This window comes from Nocardia sp. NRRL S-836, assembly GCF_001279525.1.
Taxonomy (GTDB): Bacteria; Actinomycetota; Actinomycetes; order Mycobacteriales; family Pseudonocardiaceae; genus Lentzea.
Window position 1 is genome coordinate 104733 of the sequence record NZ_LGDY01000104.1, and the last position, 17354, is coordinate 122086.

A 17354-nucleotide genomic window follows, 5' to 3' on the forward strand; every position below is an offset into this window, starting at 1 on the left:
GAACCAGCTCCCTATCGGGGATGGTTTTCATCGCCCGCTACCCTTGACAAGGTGACAGAGGCTCCTTCCACACCACTGCCTGCGACGATCGCCTACCCGGTCGCCGAGCGGCTAAACCTCGTCGAGCGGATCCACGACCGCGAGGTCGCCGATCCCTACCGCTGGCTCGAGGACACCGCAGATCCCCGCACCGAGGCGTGGTCGCAGGCCCAGGACGGGCTGACCCGCTCCTGGCTGGACGCCATGCCGGGCCGCGAACGCCTGGGCGCGCGCCTGAAGGAGCTGATGCGCACGGGTTCGGTGTCCACGCCGACCTGGCGCGCCGGCCGCGCGTTCTTCACCCGCCGCGGCCCCGAGCAGGACCACCCGGTCGTCGTCCTGCGCGAGAGCGACGGCACCGAACGCGTGCTGCTCGACGTGAGCGTGCTCGACCCGTCTGGCAGGACCACGCTGGACAGCTGGTCGCCCAGCCTCGAAGGCACGCGCCTGGCCTACCAGGTCTCCATCGGCGGTGACGAGCACTCGCTGCTGCACGTGGTCGACGTCGACTCCGGCGAGCACCTCGACGGCCCGATCGACCGGTGCCGGTACTCGCCGGTCGCCTGGCTGCCCGGCGGCGAGGAGTTCTACTACGTCCGCCAGGTCGACCCGGCGCTGCTGCCCGAAGACGAGAAGCTGTTCCACCGCCGCGTGTGGCGGCACCGCGTCGGCACGAACCCGGACACGGACCTCAACGTGCACGGCGAAGGACTCGGCCACACCTACTACTACGGCGTCAAGCTGTCGCACGACGGCCGTTGGCTGCTGGTCAACGGCTCGCCCAGCACGACGCGGCACGACTCGGTGTGGATCGCCGACCTGCACGGTGACGGCGAGCTCAGGCCCGTGATCCTGACCGAGGCGGGTGCGCGCTCCGAGGCGTTCGTCGCCCGCGACGGCAAGCTCTACCTGCACACCTCGCTCGACGCGCCGCGGTTCCGCGTGTGCGTGGCGGACCCGGCGAACCCGGCCGAGTGGACCGAGCTGATCGGCGAGGAGTCCGACTCGGTGCTGGACGGCGTGCGCTGGCTCGACGGCGACCTGGTCGTGCTGCGCACCCGGCACGCCGTGTCCGAACTGCACCTGCACGACGCCGCGACCGGCGCGCACCGGCAGGTGATCCCCATGCCCGGCACGGGTTCGCTGCACGGGATGTCCGTCGTGGACTCGCTGACCGGCCACGACCAGGACACGCTGTGGTTCGGGTGGACGGACTTCGTGACGCCCGCCTCGGTGTTCCGCTACTCCTCGGCGACCGGCCGGACCGAGCTGCACGAGGCCGCTCCCGGCCGAGTCGAGCTGCCGGCCGTGACGACGCAGCAGATCGCGTACCCGTCCAAGGACGGCACGACCGTGCGGATGTTCGTCGTCAGCGGCGAGCAGAAGCCCGACCTGCCCCGTCCCGCGCTGCTGACCGGCTACGGCGGCTTCGCGATCGGCCGCGGCCCCGGCTACAGCGCGACCACGCTGGCGTGGGTCGAGGCGGGCGGCGTGTGGGTGCACGTGTCGTTGCGCGGCGGCGACGAGGAAGGCGAGGAGTGGCACGTCGACGGCATGCGGCAGCACAAGCAGAACGTCTTCGACGACTTCCACGCCGCCGCCGAGCACCTGGTGCGCAACGGCTGGACCACGCCGCAGCAGTTGTCGATCATGGGTGGCAGCAACGGCGGCCTGCTCGTGGGCGCCGCGCTGACGCAACGGCCGGACCTCTACGCGGCCGTGGTGTGCTCAGCGCCACTGCTCGACATGGTGCGCTACGAGAAGTTCCTGCTCGGGCGACTGTGGGCGGACGAGTACGGCAGCGCGAGCGTGCCGGAAGAGCTGGACTGGCTGTTGTCCTACTCCCCGTACCACCGCGTCGAAGCGGACGTTGAGTACCCTTCGGTCCTGTTCACGGTGTTCGAGTCGGACAGTCGCGTGGATCCCAACCACGCGAGGAAGATGTGCGCGGCGCTGCAGCACGCTTCGACGAGTGATCCGGCCAAGCACCCGGTGCTGATCAGGCGCGAGACCGAGGTCGGTCACGCGGGCAGGTCGGTCAGCCGGACGGTCGCTCTCGCCGTGGACCAGCTGACGTTTCTCGCGAATGCCACCGGCATGGAGTTGTAGGAGGGCACGACCACGTGTTGGCGACGAATCCAGTGGATGACGCCGCGAACAAGACCGCGCAGGCGGTCGAGTTCTTCGAGAAGTACGGCCCTTCGATCCTGGCGGGCGCGATCAAGATCGTCGTGATCCTGATCGCCGCCTTCGTGATCAGGGCCCTGCTCCGCAAGGTCATCGACCGGATTACGACGCCCGGCAAGGAGGGCAAGAAGCCGGGCCTGCTCAAGCCGCTGCGGGAACGTGCTCCGCAGGCGCTCGGGAACCTGATCTCCGAGCGCCGGGAGCAGCGTGCCAAGACCATCGGCTCGGTGCTGAAGTCGATCGTCACGATCCTGATCTTCGGGATCGCGTTCCTCGAGATCATGATCGTGGTCGGCCTGGACATCACCCCGGTGCTGACCTCGGCGGGCATCCTGGGCGTCGCGATCGGCTTCGGCGCCCAGAACCTGGTCAAGGACTTCCTGTCCGGCATGTTCATGCTGCTGGAGGACCAGTACGGCGTCGGCGACGTCGTGGACTTGGGCCCGTCGATCACCGGCACCGTCGAGGCGGTGGCGTTGCGGACCACGACGATCCGCGACACCGGCGGCACGGTCTGGTACGTGCGCAACGGCGAGATCCTGCGCGTGGGCAACTCGTCGCAGGGCTTCGCGGTCGCGGTCGTCGACCTGCCGCTGAGCTACGGCGCGAACCTGGCCGAAGCCACGAAGGTGCTGGAGCGCACGGTCGCCGAGGTGGCCGAGTCCGAGCCGCTGAAGGCCGACATCACGGCCAAGCCCGAGGTGCTCGGCGTGGAGAAGTTCACGCCGGAGAACATCACGCTGCGGGTGACCGTGAAGACCAGGCCGGGACGGCAGTGGGCGGTCCAGCGCAACCTGCGCGCGCAGTTGATGCCCGCACTGGAGGAGGCCGGCTTCACGGCCAAGTGAACCGGCGGCCCGGGGTGAGCCAGAACACCCATTCGAGATGGTGATCACCCGGTGTCCTGGCAGCTCAGACCCCTATGACTGAGCTAATAGCCGGGGCGGCCTGCGCGCGGTGGCCCGCGTGAGTCAGGATGGTTGCGTGGGCAACCCGGTTAGCTTCTTCGAACAGGTCGGTGGCGAGGAGACGTTCCACCGCATCGTCGCGCGCTTCTACCAAGAGGTGAAGTCCGACGACGTCCTCCTCCCCCTCTACCCGGAAGAGGACCTCGGACCAGCGGAGGAACGCCTCCGGCTGTTCCTCATGCAGTACTGGGGCGGCCCGCACACGTACTCGGAGAACCGGGGACACCCCCGGCTGCGAATGCGGCACGTGCCGTTCACGATCGGACCGGTCGAGCGGGACGCGTGGCTGCGCTGCATGAGGGTCGCCGTCGACGAAGCCGGCCTCGACGAAGCTCACCGCAAGCAGCTCTGGGACTACCTGGAGATGGCCGCGAACAGCCTGATGAACAGCTGGTCTTGATCGCCCATCACCCGATCGGGTCCTTTCGCAGCGAGACGAATGGCAGGATGACCCCCCGTGCGACGATCCTCCGACCTCAGCCCTGAGATCGCCGAAGAGTCCGCCTGGTGGCGTGACGCAGTCTTCTACCAGGTGTACGTGCGTTCCTTCGCCGACTCCAACGGCGACGGCGTCGGCGACCTGGAAGGCATCCGTTCCCGACTGGGCTACCTGGAACTGCTCGGTGTCGACGCCCTGTGGCTCACCCCGTTCTACCGCTCGCCGATGGCCGACCACGGCTACGACGTGGCCGACCCGCGTGACGTCGACCCGATGTTCGGCGACCTGGCCGCGTTCGACCGCCTGGTGGCCGACGCGCACGAGCACAACATCCGGGTGACCGTCGACCTGGTCCCGAACCACACGAGCGACCTGCACGAGTGGTTCCAGGAGGCCCTGCAGGCCGGTCCCGGCAGCATGGAGCGCTCCCGCTACATCTTCCGCGAGGGCCGCGGCTTCGACGGCTCCCAGCCGCCGAACAACTGGGTCTCCGTCTTCGGCGGCCCGGCGTGGACCCGCGTGCCGGACGGCCAGTGGTACCTGCACCTGTTCGCGCCCGAGCAGCCCGACCTGAACTGGGACCACCCCGAGGTCCGCGCCGACCTGGAGCACACGCTGCGCTTCTGGCTCGACCGCGGCGTCGACGGTTTCCGCATCGACGTGGCCCACGGCATGGCCAAGCCCGAGGGCCTGCCGGACATGGAGATCCGCGCCCAGGTCCCCGGCGTGCTCACCGACGACGTGCACGACCCGCGCTTCGACAACGACGGCGTGCACGAGATCCACCGCATGATCCGCAAGGTCATGGACGGCTACCCCGGCACCATGGCCGTCGGCGAGATCTGGGTGAAGGACGACGAGCGCTTCGCCGCCTACGTCCGCCCCGACGAGCTGCACCTGGGCTTCAACTTCCGCCTGGTCGAAGCCGGCTTCGACGCCGACGCCGTCCGTTCCGCGATCGAGCACTCCCTCGGCGCGGTGGCCCTGACCGGCACGCCCGCCGCGTGGACGCTCTCCAACCACGACGTGGTGCGCCACGTGACCCGCTACGGCGGCGGCCCCCTCGGCGAACAGCGCGCCCGCGCGATGACGCTGGTCGAGCTGGCCCTGCCCGGCGTGGTCTACCTCTACAACGGCGAAGAGCTCGGCCTGCCGAACGTGGAGCTCCCCGACTGGGCCCTGCAGGACCCGACCTGGGAACGCTCCGGCCACACCGAACGCGGCCGCGACGGCTGCCGGGTGCCGATCCCGTGGGAGGGCACCGCGCCCCCGTTCGGGTTCTCCAGCGCGGTCAACACGTGGCTGCCGCAGCCCAACGAGTGGGACCACCTCACCGCCGAGGCCCAGCTGGAAGACCCCGGCTCGATGCTGTCGCTGTACCGCGAGGCGCTCGAACACCGCAAGACCTCGCCGGCGTTCGGCGGCAACGAGCTGGAGTGGTACGGCGCCCCCGCCGGTTGCTTCGCGTTCCGGCGCAAGGGCGGCGGCCTGATCTGCGCGCTGAACACCTCGGGCGCTTCGGTGCCGTTGCCGCCCGGTCAGGTGCTGCTGTCGTCCGGGCCGATGGACGGCGACCAGCTGCCGCCGGACACCGCGGTGTGGCTAGTCTGAGCTTGGGCCGGCGCGGTCTGACCTCCTTGTGAACGCGAGACCCCGTTCAGCGCTGCCACCTGTGGTCGGCGTGCTGCTACCCGGTAGCAGCGCAGCCGGCCACAGGTAGCACCCTGAGCGCGTCTGACCTGCATAGCGGGTGCGCGGTGGGATGATCGTCTCTTCATGAACACGACTCCCGGACGCGTTGCGCCGAACCCGCGTGGGCGCCAATGCGGTACATGCAACTCATCATTGGCCACCGACAACACCGCGAAGCTGTGCGGACGCTGCCGCCGAACCCACGCCGACGTGCTCTCCAAGCCGCCTTCCGGACTCGCGAGGGAATCATTCCTCACAGACGAGATGCGAGCAGCGTTCAACAGTCAGCACATGGGCCGGGTGATCAAGGCTTATCGCAGACACGAAGTCTTTCTGAAGTTGATCGGCCGATCGCTCACCCAGGAAGAGTTCGGCCGCTGGTTCGGCCTGCAACAGGGAAGCGTCAGCAGGATCGAACGCGGAAAACCCGAGACGAACATTGATATGCTCAGAACTATTGCGAAAGGCCTGCACCTTCCCGAGGATTTGCTGTGGTTCGACTTCCCTGGACGCAACCGTGCCGATGAGGCCTTGAAGGACAAGGCGGCAGACGGACGGACTGGGGTTGGATCGTCGTCAGAATTTGTCTGGGAAAGCCCGTCGGCCATCGCCGAGAGAGCGAGCTCTTTTGCCTCCGCCACCGGCGAGACGATGATAGAGCTTGTCAACACAGCCATCACAGATGTCATTTCGCGGTATGAAAGCGAAGGCCCGAAACGGCTCGCAGCGGAAGCGCTGAAGATTCGAACCACAGTGCAACACGTACTCGACGGCTGGATACATCCGACCAGACGCGACGCGGTCACACGACTCGCCGCGCAGGCATCGGCTCTGCTCGGCTACATGGCCGTCAACGCAGGCAAGTTCAACGTAGCCACAGCGTACTGCACTGAAGGCGAGGCCTTGGCCGCGGCCGCCAACGACACCGATCTCCGAATCTGGGTTCGCGGTACGCGGTCATTCTGCGCATATTATGAAAAAGACTACGCAGCGGCAGCAGAAATCGCCCGGGCGGGTATCGCCCTGAATCCGAGTTCTCCCCAGGTCGTACGCCTGCGGTCGAACGGAGAGGCACGGGCGCTGGGAAAGCTCGGCAGACGCGACGAAGCAGGGGCGGCAATCGACTCGGGCATGAGGTTGCTGGAGTCACTCGGCACGGACACCAAGATCCTGAGTCCCTGCATTTCCTTCAGCCCTTATGACTACCCGCGCTTTGCCGTCAATGCGGCTACAGCCTGGGTTCCGCTGGGACACTTGGGGCACGTCGTCCGTTACGTCACAGAGAGTGACGCAGCAGTCGAGGAAGCCGACTCCGCTTGGAGCCGGGTGTTGACCCGCTTGGACATGGCAACAGCTGCAATCCTGCGGAATCCACCCGATCTCGAACGCGCGGTTCTGTGGGGGACAGCCGCGTTGCGGGTGAGCGGAGCAAGCCCTGTTCAGTCGATTCTGCAACGTGCCGCAACTCTCCGAAGAGCTGCCACGAGGTGGACAAAAGCGCCCGTCGTACACGACTTTGTCGAGGCTTACGAAGCTTGGACCAAATCCACCACGCCTTGATCTCCTCAAGTTCAGACGTGTTCGACTTCTCCGACAACCGCAAGTTCGAGGGCAGCCCCACTGCCGAGCCCACCGCGGAATCCGTTCGACCGAACCGCCGGCCTTGGCGAGGATGACAGCCGTGCGCACCCGTGGAGTCCTCGCCGTCCTCGCCGCCGCCGTCCTCTTCGGCACGACCGGCACCGCGCAGGAGCTCGGCCCCGGCGGCCTGGACCCGCTCGCCGTGGGCGCGGTCCGCGTGGTGCTGGCGGGCGTGGTCCTCGTGGCCGTCGCCTGGCTGCTCGGCGCCTACCGCGACGCCCGCTTCTCGTGGCCGGTCGTGGTCGCCGGAGCGGTCGGGGTCGTCGCCTACCAGCTCGGGTTCTTCACCGGCGTGCGGCTGAGCGGCGTCGCGGTCGGCACGGTCGTGGCGCTGGGTTCGGGGCCCGTGTGGGCGGGTGTCGTCGAGTGGCTGCTCACCCGCCGCACGCCGTCGCCGCGCTGGCTGGGCGCCACGGCGCTGGCGATCGTGGGTGTGGCGGTACTGACCGGCGGTGGCGGCGGGGTGTCGTGGCTCGGGGTGGCGGCGTCGTTGCTCGCCGGGCTCGGGTACGGCGTCTACACGGTGGCCGGGTCGCGGTTGATCGCGCACGGCCAGCGTTCCTACGGCGCGATGGGGCTCATGTTCGGCGTGGGCGCGGTGCTGCTGGTGCCGGTGCTCGTGTGGCGTTGGCCTGGCGGGCTCGACTCCGCGAGCGGTATGACCATCGCGCTGTACCTCGCCCTGGTCCCGACCGTGGTGGCCTACCTGTTGTTCGGCGCGGGGCTCAAGGCGTTGCCGGCGGCGACGGTCGCCACGCTCACGCTCACCGAACCGGTGGTGGCGACCGCGCTGGGGGTGCTGGTGCTGGGTGAGGAGATCACCACGGCGACGGTCGTCGGCGGGGTGCTGGTGCTTGGCGGGCTGTCGTTGCTGGCGTTGCCGTCACGCCCGCAGCTTGTCCTCGACCGCCAGTAGCGCGCCGAAGACGAGCACGAGCACGGCGACCTGGGCGATCGCCAGCCACAGTCCGATCGGCACGGTCGCGAGCGACACGGCGGCCGCGCCGGCACGCCACCGCACCGTGCCGATCCGCAGCCGGGTGCGGAAGATCACGTGACCGATGAGGAACAGCGCGGCGCCACCGCCCAGCGCGAGCGCGCCGCTGAGGTGCAGGTGCTCGGTGGCGTGCCCGATGGTCTTCTTCACGCCGACGGCCACCACGACGATGCCGAGCAGCATCGGTGCGTGCGCCCACCCGAACGCCGACAGCGCCGCACGCGCACGCTCCGGTGCGGACATCGCGGCGAGGCTGTGTTCGGCACGGGTGTCCTGCGCACGCCCGAAGTAGCACCACCACAGCTGGTAGACGAGTGCGAGACCCAGCAACGCCGCCACGACGAGCTGGAAGTTGAGCGGCAGACCGGCCGCGCCGATGCCGATCGCAATGATCGACTCGCCGAGCGCGACGATCACGACGAGCCCGTGCCGTTCGACGAAGTGGGCCGGGCGGATGCGGAACTCGCCGTGCCGCCGGTTCACGTACGGCGAGACGACCATGAGCACCACCGCGGCCGTCCAGGCGGCCGCGCGCCACGTGCTCGGCAGGAAACCACCCGCCAGCACCAGCCCCGCCGACCCGAGGTTGAACGGCGCCAGGCGGGCCATCGCGGCCGCGGACCCCGGCCCACCGGCTGAGATGAACAGCCCGGAGTGCACCAGGTTCACGATCAGGTAGCCGATGCCGAACGCCGGACCGGCCGCGTCGAACGCGTTCGGGATCGCGAGTGCGATGACCAGGAACCCGCCCATGCCGACCATGAGCAGCAGCCGCCGGACGTTCGTGTCCGGCGCGACGGCGTTCGTGAGCCAGACGTACCCGAAGTACATCCAGAGGATCACGAACAGCATGATCACGACCTGGGCGAAGCCCACCGGCGACGTGTCGTCGGCGAGCGTGCCGGTCAGCTGCGTGATCGTGAAGACGAAGACCAGGTCGAAGAAGAGCTCCAGCGTCGAGACGCGGTACTCGGTCTCCTGGACCTGTTCGCGGGTTTCGGCGGACACGCGCGACATGGTGCCACGCGCGTCCGCTTGCGACGCAGCGAATTCACCCTCGGCTGAGCTGCAGTAAGGTCGAGGTTCAGACGATCAGCGGCAGCATCGAGTGCCGGCGCCTGACGACGGCGCCGTAGCGGGCGTCGATCCGCAGCCACGAGTCCGTCGCGGTCACCCGGACCTCGCCGTCCTCGCCGAGGAAACCCATGCCGGACAACGCGAACAGGCACCGCAGCGGGATCTTCACGTCCAGCCCGGACCCGGTCACCGTGAGCACGGTCTGGTCCATCAGCGACGCCGGCGGCGTGCCGTGCGGGCCGGTGTTCTCCCGCGCCACCTCGACACCCTCGTCCGCGAGCTTCGAGACGACCTCGACCGGCAACCGGTCGACCATCAGCCAGCCGTCGGCGGGCGGCAGGGCCGAACGCCACATCAGGTCCTTGGCCGGGCCGGGATCGATGCGCTCGTCGCGCATCACCGCGAGACCGGTCAGCAGCTCCGACCCGGACACCGTGACGTCCGCCGGACTCGCCTGCCCCGCGACGGTCCGCGTGGCCAGCGTGTCGAACGGCGTCGCCACCCACGCGTCCAGCAGTTCTTCGTTGCGGTTGCGCAGACGCACGACCGTCTGCCCGTCCAGCCGCACCGCGCGCGCGGCGAACGCGCCGAGGTCGTCTCTCTCGGCCGCGTCGGCCAACACCAGCTCAGGCACCGTTTCCTCCGGCACGCCAACCCGCGAGGAAGTCGCGTTCGGCATCGGTCAGACGACGCGGGCGCGCGGTCGTCAAGTTGTAGGGGGCCATCAGCGTCTCCGCCTTGGTGACCACCGGGCTACCCGTTTCCCGGCCGCCACGCACCACGTAGTCGAGGGTGAACGCCGCGGACCTCAGCTCGCGCACCGACATCTCCACCACGATCTCCTCGCCGGTGAACACGATCGGCGCGAGGTAGTCGACCACCAGCCGCGCCACGACCATGCCCTCGGCCAGCTCCTTGACCCCGTGGCGGGCAGCCTCGGTGAACAGCAGCTCGATGCGGGCTTCTTCCAGCAATGTCACCGTGTTCGCGTGGTTGATGTGACCGAACGCATCCATGTCCGACCACCGCGGCCGCACACCAGTGACGAAGACACCCATGCGGGGACCCTACCGAGCAGTCGTGCGGGGTGGGGAAAGCCCTACCCCGATTTTCCCGCGACCACGGCAGCGGGGCGCCGCGGACAGTGCCGCGACGCCCCGCTGTCGGGTGGTGCGCTCTACCGCACCATGCTGCGCACCTGACGCGCCGCGACGGAGAGCGTGGCCAGGTCCAGCTGGTGGACCCGGTTGATCTCCTCCAGGGCGCCGCGGGAACGGCCCAGCCGCGAGGCGTTGGCCTGCTCCCACTTGGTGATCTTCTCGGCGGCCGTGTCGCCCAGGTCGCTCGCCCTCAGCACGTCGAGGGTGATGGCCCGCAACGACGAGTAGAAGTCGTCGCGCAGGGCCAGCCGGGCCAGCGCGTGCCACCGGTTGCCGCGTTCCAGGTTCGTCACCGAGTCCAGCATGTGGTCGATGTCGAGGTGGTCGGACAGCGCGAAGTACAGCTCGGCGGTCTCCCGGTGCGAACGCTCCGGGCCAATGCCACCAGCCGGGCCGATCTCGCGTTCAGCCAGCTCGGCGATCTCGGTGACGTCCAGCAGGCCGTACATGTAGAGCAGCGCGGCGACCCTGCGGGCCAGCTCCGCCGGAACGCCCTGTTCGACGTACCGGTCGGCCTTGTCCGCGACCACGGCGTACTCCTTGCCCTGCAACAGCTCCAGGGCGAACGGGCTGAGCTCCTCGACCACGCCGCGGAAGCGGTTGATCGTCGAGCCCACCGGGATCGGCTGCGGGCGGTTCGACAGCAGCCAGCGCGACGCGCGGTCCAGCAGCCGGCGGGTCTCCAGGACCATGCTGTCCTGGACCTCCGTCGCCACCACGTTGTCCAGCGCCTCGATCTCCCGCCAGATCGACGGCAGGTCGAAGACCTGGGTGACCACGGCGTACGCGCGCACCGCGTCCGTGGCCGAGGCGCTCATCTCCTCGGCGAGGCGGAACGCGAAGGAGATGCCACCGCCGTCGACGACCTCGTTGACCACGACGGTGGTGATGATCTGCCTGGCCAGCGGGTGGTTCGGGATCGCGGCGCCGAAGCGTTCGCGCAGCAGGCTCGGGAAGTAGTCCGGGAGCTTGCGGGCGAACGTGTCGATCGTCGGGATGTCGCTCTGGAGCAGCTCCTCCTTGAGGGTGAGCTTCGTGAACGCGAGGAGCGTGGCGAGCTCCGGCGAGGTCAGGCCCTCGCCGCGCTTCTCCAGCGCCTTGAACTCCGCCGCGCTCGGCAACGCCTCCAGCTCACGGTTGAGCGCGCCGCGCGCCTCCAGGTCGGCCGTGAGCCGCGCGTGCACCGACAGCATCGGCACCGCGTGCGCCCGGCTGACGCCCAGCACGTTGTTCTGCGAGTAGTTGTCCGCCAGCACGAGCTCGCCGACCTCGTCGGTCATCTCGGCGAGGACCTCGTTGCGCTGCTGCTGCTCCACCGACCCGTCCCGGACCAGGTGGTCCAGCAGGATCTTGATGTTGACCTCGTGGTCGGAGCAGTCGACGCCCGCGGAGTTGTCGAGCGCGTCGGTGTTGACCTTGCCGCCGGTGCGCGCGAACTCGATGCGGCCGCGCTGGGTGAGCCCCAGGTTGCCGCCCTCGCCGACGACCTTGACCCGCAGGTCGGCGCCGTTGACGCGGATCGCGTCGTTGGCCTTGTCGCCGACGTCGGCGTGTGACTCGGTGGACGCCTTGACGTAGGTGCCGATGCCGCCGTTCCACAGCAGGTCGACCGGCGCGAGCAGGACCGCCTTCTTGAGCTCCGGCGGCGACAGCTTCACCACGCCCTCCGGCAGCCCCAGCGCGACGCGGGCCTGCTCGGAGATCGGGATCGACTTCGCCGTGAGCGGGAAGACGCCGCCGCCCTCGCTGATCAGCGAACGGTCGTAGTCGTCCCACGACGAGCGCGGCACGCTGAACAGCCGCACCCGCTCGGCGAACGAGGTCGCCGCGACCGGGTTCGGGTCGATGAAGATGTGCCGGTGGTCGAACGCGGCCACGAGCCGGATGTGCTCGGACAGCATCATGCCGTTGCCGAACACGTCACCGCTCATGTCGCCGATGCCGACGACGGTGAACTCCTCGGTCTGGGTGTCGAGGCCGAGCTCGCGGAACGAGCGCTTCACGCTCTCCCACGCGCCCTTGGCCGTGATGCCCATGGCCTTGTGGTCGTAGCCGATCGAGCCACCGGAGGCGAACGCGTCACCCAGCCAGAAGCCGTAGCTCTGGCTCACGCCGTTCGCGATGTCGGAGAACGTCGCGGTGCCCTTGTCCGCGGCCACGACCAGGTAGGTGTCGTCGCCGTCGTAGCGCACGACCTGCGGCGCGGGCACGACCTCGTTGTTGATCAGGTTGTCGGTGAGGTCGAGCAGGCCCGAGATGAACATCTTGTAGCAGGCGATGCCCTCGGACATGAAGTTCTCGCGGTCGATGCCGGGGTCGCCCGTGGGCGCGATCGGCTTCTTGACCACGAACCCGCCCTTCGCGCCGACCGGCACGATCACGGCGTTCTTCACGGCCTGCGCCTTGACCAGGCCCAGGATCTCCGTGCGGAAGTCCTCGCGGCGGTCGGACCAGCGCAGACCACCGCGCGCGACGCTGCCGAAGCGCAGGTGCACGCCCTCGACCCGCGGCGAGTACACGAAGATCTCGAACTTCGGCCGCGGCGCCGGCAGGTCCGGGATGGCCTGCGGGTCGAGCTTGACCGACAGGTACGGCCGGGCGTTGCCGTCGGCGCCGCGGAAGAAGTAGTTCGTCCGCAGCGTGGCGTTGATGAGCGCGAGCAGGCTGCGCAGGATGCGGTCGGCGTCGAGGCTCGTCACGTCGTCGATCAGCTTGCCGATCTCGACGACCATCGTCTCGGTGCGGTCGGTGCGCGTGGCCTCGTCGAGCCGCGGGTCGAACCGCGCCTCGAACAACGCGACCAGCGCGATCGCCACCGACGTGTGGCCCAGCACCGCGTCCTCGATGTAGTCCTGCGAGTACGGCGTGCCCGCCTGCCGCAGGTACTTCGTGTACGCGCGCAGCATCGCGGCCTGCTGCCAGGTGAGCCCGCCCTGCAGCACCAGCGAGTTGAACCGGTCGACCTCGGCCTCACCACGCCAGACAGCGGCGAACGCGTCCTGGAACCGCACCCGCACGTGCTCCAGGTCGGCCTCGGACAGCTGGGCGAGCGCGGCCTTGTCGATGCGCAGGCCGAAGTCGTAGATCCAGCACCGCACGCCGTCCTCGCGGGCGATCTCGTACGGCCGCTCGTCGACCACGATCACGCCCATGCGCTGCAGCATCGGCAGCACGTCCGAGAGCGTGATGCCGTCGCCGGTCACGAACAGCTTGAAGCGCCGCTCCCCCGGCTCGGCGTTGTCCGGCACGTAGAACACCATGTCGAGGTCGCCCTCGACGAGCGCCTCGATGCGCCGGTAGTCCTCCAGCCCCGTGGAGGCCGGGAAGTCCTCCTTGTAGGCCTCCGGGAACACCGCGGCGAACCGCTGGCCCTGCTCCGTGGCCGACTCGGCCCCGAGCTCGCCGTGCCCGCCGCCAACGGCCTCGACCATGCGGTCGTCCCAGCTGCGCACCGCTTCCGCGAGCTTGAGCTGGATGGCCTGCGTGTCCGGCTCAAGCGTGCGCTGCGGGTCCCTGTGCACCATGAAGTGCACCCGCGCGAGCGCCGACTCACCGACGCGTGCGCTGTACTCGAGGTTCAACCCGCCCAGCTCGGCGAGCAGCACCTCCTGCATCGCCAGCCGGCTCGTCGTCGTGTAGCGGTCACGCGGCAGGTAGACCAGGCACGAGAAGAAGCGGCCGTACGGGTCACGCCGCAGGAACAACCGCAGCCTGCGGCGTTCCGCGAGGGCGATGACACCCGTCGTCGTCTGGTAGAGCCACTCCTCGTCCACCGAGAACAGCTCGGTGCGCGGGTAGTTCTGGATCACTTCGAGCATCCGCTGGCCGGAGTACGACTGCAGCGGGAAACCGGCCCGGTGGATCACGTCGCGCACGCGGCGCTCGATCACCGGGATGTCCAGCACGTCCTCGTGCAACGCCGTGGTGCTGAAGATGCCGAGGAACCGGTGCTCCCCGGTCACGTTCCCCGCGGCGTCGAACGTCTTCACGCCCACGTAGTACGGGTACACGCTGCGGTGCACGCTGCTCTGCGCACTCGCCTGCGTCAGCACCAGCAGCTCGGGACTCAACGCCTGCGCGCCGTTGTCCGGCCCCTCGGTCAGCCGCCGCGCGGCGAGGCTGTCCTGGCGCAACACCCCCAGCCCGCTCGCGAGCACCGCGCGCAACGCCGGGTCGTTGTCCTCCTCGACCAGCTCGTACTGCCGGTAGCCCATGAACGTGAAATGCCCGTCCGCGAGCCACCGCAGGAGCTTCGCGGCATCCGCGCACGCCTCGTTGGACGTGTCCTTCTCCAGCTCGTCGGCCAGCTGCAACGCCGTCGACGCCATCCGGTCGGTGTCCTCGACGACCTCGCGGACGTCGGTCAGCACCGACAACAGCCGCGACTCCAGCTCCCGCGCCCGATCGGCGTCGGTGAGGAGGTCGACCTCGATGTTCATCCACGACTCGGCGAGCGCGTCCGCGGGCGGATCGGCCGGATCCGCGGTCGGCAGCACCTCCAGGCGCTCACCGGTCACCGGGTCACGGCGCACCACCACGATCGGGTGCACCACCCGCTGCACCTGCACACCACCGCGGGTGAGCTCGGACGCGACCGAATCCACCAGGTACGGCATGTCGTCCGTCACGACCTGGACCACGGTGACAGGACACTGCCACCCGTCCTGCGACCGTGTCGGGTTGAGAATGCGCACCGCGGCCCGGCCGGGCACACGGCTCTCGGCCAGCTGGTAGTTCGACCGCACCGCACCGACCAGGTCCACCGGGTCGTCGTCGTTGACTTCCTCGGCGGGCACATGGCGGTAGAAAAGGCGGATCAGATCAGCGAGTTCGGGGGCATTGGCGGCGGCCCGTTCGATCAGCTCGTCACGGACCTGCTCAGGACTGGCCGGTCGACTCCCGCCATCCGCGGTACTCACCGCGGAGACGTCGTCGGTTCGGGTCGGGGCTCCAGTCGAGGTCATCTTCAGGCGACTCCACGCTATCCGGCACCTCTGTGTACCGGGTCCGCCTCCACCCTAGATGGGGTGTGAGCCGTCACCGGCAACGGGAGGGGCACTGACAAACCACTGAATCGAGGGCTGAATCGAGTCATATCACCAGTCGCGCCAAGGCATTCCGCATCGTGGACGCAATCCCGGAAAACGCCGCACGCGACAAGCGCCACACACCTCCCGTCCTCATCTCGCTGCACGGCCCCCACGATCGAGATCGCGGGCCCGTCCGGCCACATCGCACTGCCGAACAACACGTGACTTTCGCGGCCCTTCGGCGACACCCCGTCGATCCGGTGGGGTGCCGCGCCTCGGGTCGTGTCCGCGCTGCTCGCCTCTGCGCTGACCGGCCCAGAACGTGGCCAGCGCAGTACTTGGCCAGTGCGGTACTTGGCCAGCGCAGCACTTGGTCCGCTCTGTACTTGGCCAGCCCAGTACTCGACCGGCCTGACACTTGGCCGGTTCGGAACTTGGCCGTTCAGCGTCGGCCGGCTCCACACCGGTCGCGTGTGGACCGGCCGTCTCCGCACCGGTCTTCGTCCGCACCGGACACCGCGGCGCGATCTTCTCGTGCCGGTCCGGCCGTGCTCGGGTTAGTTGTCTCCGGTTATGTACCCGGCAACGTCCATCCACCCACACCATCTGTCTGCACTCGACGGATGGGACCGGTGGTCTCCTCGTCCGACGCGGCGCCCACCGGGACGATCGGGCCGGTGGTTTCCTCTTTGGTCATCGAATTCGGCACGCTCGGGAAGGTGTTCGCCGTAGACAGGTCCGCGGCGGAGAGCGACGTGGGCTGATCCGGGACGGGAACCACCGGTACCGGCCGGCCGAACGACGGCTCGGCACCGAACGGCTGCCCCGAACCCAACAGGTGCCCCGGGACGAACGGCTGGTCGGCGAACGACGGCCGCCCGAGCCCGAACTGCTGCCCATTGCCTGGCGGGACCTGCGCCGCCGCCTGGTCCTGGTGCACCGCTTGGTTTGGCAGGAACGGCCGGTCCTGCGGCGCCGTTTGGTCCGGCAGCTGCGGCTGCGCCTGTGACATCGCCTGGTCCGACAGTTGTGGCTGTGCCTGTGACGCCGCCCGGTCCGACAGATGTGGTTGGGCCTGTGTCACTGCCTGGTCCAGCAGGTATGGCTGAGCCTGTGACGCTGCTTGGTCCTGCATTAACGATTGGCCCTGCGGATCCGACGGGCTCTGCGGCATCAGCGGGTCCTGCGGCACCAGCGGGCCTTGCGGCGTCAGCGGGTCCTGGGGCGTCAGCGGGTCCCGCGACGACGACTGGTCCGGCACGACCGCCAGGTCGGACGGCGCCGGTCGGTCACCACCGGTGGCCGACCACTCCGGGGTGGCCAGGTCAGCGGCTTGGAACTGTTCCTCGTCCTCTCGGCGACCGGTCTCGTAGGCGACGAGGGCTTCGGCCAACAGGTCGGCCAGGCTCAGGTCGCTCGGCTTGCGACGGCTGCTCGGGCGGCCGGACGAACGCTTGCCGGCCGACTCACCGGCGTTCTCGCCGACGCCGGACTCACCGACACCCGACTCCCCGGCGGACGACTCACCAGTCATGGGCTCGCCGGCGACGAGGTCCGACCGGCCGGAGAGGTCGGCGGCTCCAGAGGCTGCACCGCGCTCACCAAGGCCTCCGTCCGCATCGATCCCCACCTGCCCACCCACACCTGCCGGGTGAGCCAGGTCCGGCCGCTCCCCTTCCCCTGCACCCGCCGTCACACCGGCGTTCTCACCCAAGCCTGTCTGCTCCGACGATGCGGAAGACCCGGCGAAGTTGCTCGAATCGGCGGTCGAAGCCGGGTCGGCGGCCGGGCGAGAGGCCCAGGATGGATGGCTGCCGGGTGCGGACCGGAGCTGGACGGGCGCGGTGGGGAGGTCGGCGAGGTCGTCGTCGACGTCGGCCGCGCTCAGGAACGTGTTCGAGAGCAGGTCCGGCTCTGCAGGTCGCGGGATCTCGTCCGGGACCGGGACGGATGGCACCGGATCCGGGACGGGTGGCAGCGGAGCGGGGTCCGGATCGCGGCCGGGGGTGGGGTGGTCGGCGAGCTCGTCGTCGTTGACGGCTTCGCTCAGGAACTTGTTCCAGAGCAGGTCCGGCTCTGCAGGTCGCGGGATCTCGTCCGAGCCCTGCAGAGCGGTACATGCTC

The 17354-nt window shown here is 69.1% G+C and carries 10 protein-coding genes and 1 pseudogene; 6 read left to right on the plus strand and 5 right to left on the minus strand.

The window, feature by feature from the left end; genetic code table 11:
- Window positions 1–51 precede the first annotated feature (51 nt).
- The 6 genes from ADL03_RS23395 (at window position 52) to ADL03_RS23415 (ending at window position 7882) form a co-directional block, all read left to right on the plus strand.
- Window positions 52–2148 (plus strand): prolyl oligopeptidase family protein, encoded by a 2097-nt coding sequence (locus ADL03_RS23395; protein ID WP_053735671.1) that lies wholly within the window; start codon window positions 52–54, stop codon window positions 2146–2148.
- A 32-nt stretch (window positions 2149–2180) separates the two neighbouring features.
- Window positions 2181–3074 (plus strand): mechanosensitive ion channel family protein, encoded by an 894-nt coding sequence (locus tag ADL03_RS23400; RefSeq protein ID WP_053735672.1) that lies wholly within the window; start codon window positions 2181–2183, stop codon window positions 3072–3074.
- 136 nt (window positions 3075–3210) lie between these two features.
- A complete protein-coding gene (locus ADL03_RS23405) occupies window positions 3211–3594 on the plus strand; it encodes a globin (RefSeq protein WP_053735673.1) in 384 nt (127 codons plus the stop codon).
- A gap of 57 nt (window positions 3595–3651) precedes the next feature.
- Complete coding sequence (locus ADL03_RS23410; RefSeq protein ID WP_053735674.1) at window positions 3652–5244, plus strand: glycoside hydrolase family 13 protein; 1593 nt, start codon at window positions 3652–3654, stop codon at window positions 5242–5244.
- A 372-nt stretch (window positions 5245–5616) separates the two neighbouring features.
- Window positions 5617–6885 (plus strand): helix-turn-helix transcriptional regulator, encoded by a 1269-nt coding sequence (locus ADL03_RS47325; protein ID WP_197288579.1) that lies wholly within the window; start codon window positions 5617–5619, stop codon window positions 6883–6885.
- Window positions 6886–6997: 112 nt separating this feature from the next.
- Window positions 6998–7882, plus strand: a complete 885-nt coding sequence (locus ADL03_RS23415) for a DMT family transporter (protein WP_231642159.1) — start codon at window positions 6998–7000, stop codon at window positions 7880–7882.
- Here the strand turns inward: ADL03_RS23415 and ADL03_RS23420 are convergent.
- The 5 genes and pseudogenes from ADL03_RS23420 to ADL03_RS48605 form a co-directional block, all read right to left on the minus strand.
- Window positions 7850–8971: a low temperature requirement protein A gene (locus ADL03_RS23420; RefSeq protein WP_197288580.1), complete on the minus strand. Its 1122-nt coding sequence runs from the start codon at window positions 8969–8971 to the stop codon at window positions 7850–7852. The genes ADL03_RS23415 and ADL03_RS23420 overlap by 33 nt on opposite strands.
- A gap of 76 nt (window positions 8972–9047) precedes the next feature.
- Window positions 9048–9674: a hypothetical protein gene (locus ADL03_RS23425; protein ID WP_053735677.1), complete on the minus strand. Its 627-nt coding sequence runs from the start codon at window positions 9672–9674 to the stop codon at window positions 9048–9050.
- On the minus strand, window positions 9667–10098 hold the full coding sequence (locus tag ADL03_RS23430) for a thioesterase family protein (protein WP_053735678.1): 432 nt from the start codon (window positions 10096–10098) through the stop codon (window positions 9667–9669). Before ADL03_RS23430 ends, ADL03_RS23425 begins: the two co-directional genes overlap by 8 nt.
- Window positions 10099–10217: 119 nt before the next feature.
- Complete coding sequence (locus ADL03_RS23435; protein ID WP_053735679.1) at window positions 10218–15164, minus strand: NAD-glutamate dehydrogenase; 4947 nt, start codon at window positions 15162–15164, stop codon at window positions 10218–10220.
- A gap of 637 nt (window positions 15165–15801) precedes the next feature.
- Window positions 15802–17354 (minus strand): annotated as a pseudogene (locus ADL03_RS48605) (hypothetical protein); the annotation flags it as partial.

Excerpts from the sequence above, each read along its gene's own strand:
- ADL03_RS47325 (WP_197288579.1), top strand. The coding sequence starts at position 5,617 with ATGGGCCGGGTGATCAAGGCTTATCGCAGACACGAAGTCTTTCTGAAG.
- ADL03_RS23415 (WP_231642159.1), top strand. The coding sequence starts at position 6,998 with ATGACAGCCGTGCGCACCCGTGGAGTCCTCGCCGTCCTCGCCGCCGCC.
- ADL03_RS23430 (WP_053735678.1), bottom strand. The coding sequence starts at position 10,098 with ATGGGTGTCTTCGTCACTGGTGTGCGGCCGCGGTGGTCGGACATGGAT.
- ADL03_RS23435 (WP_053735679.1), bottom strand. The coding sequence starts at position 15,164 with ATGACCTCGACTGGAGCCCCGACCCGAACCGACGACGTCTCCGCGGTG.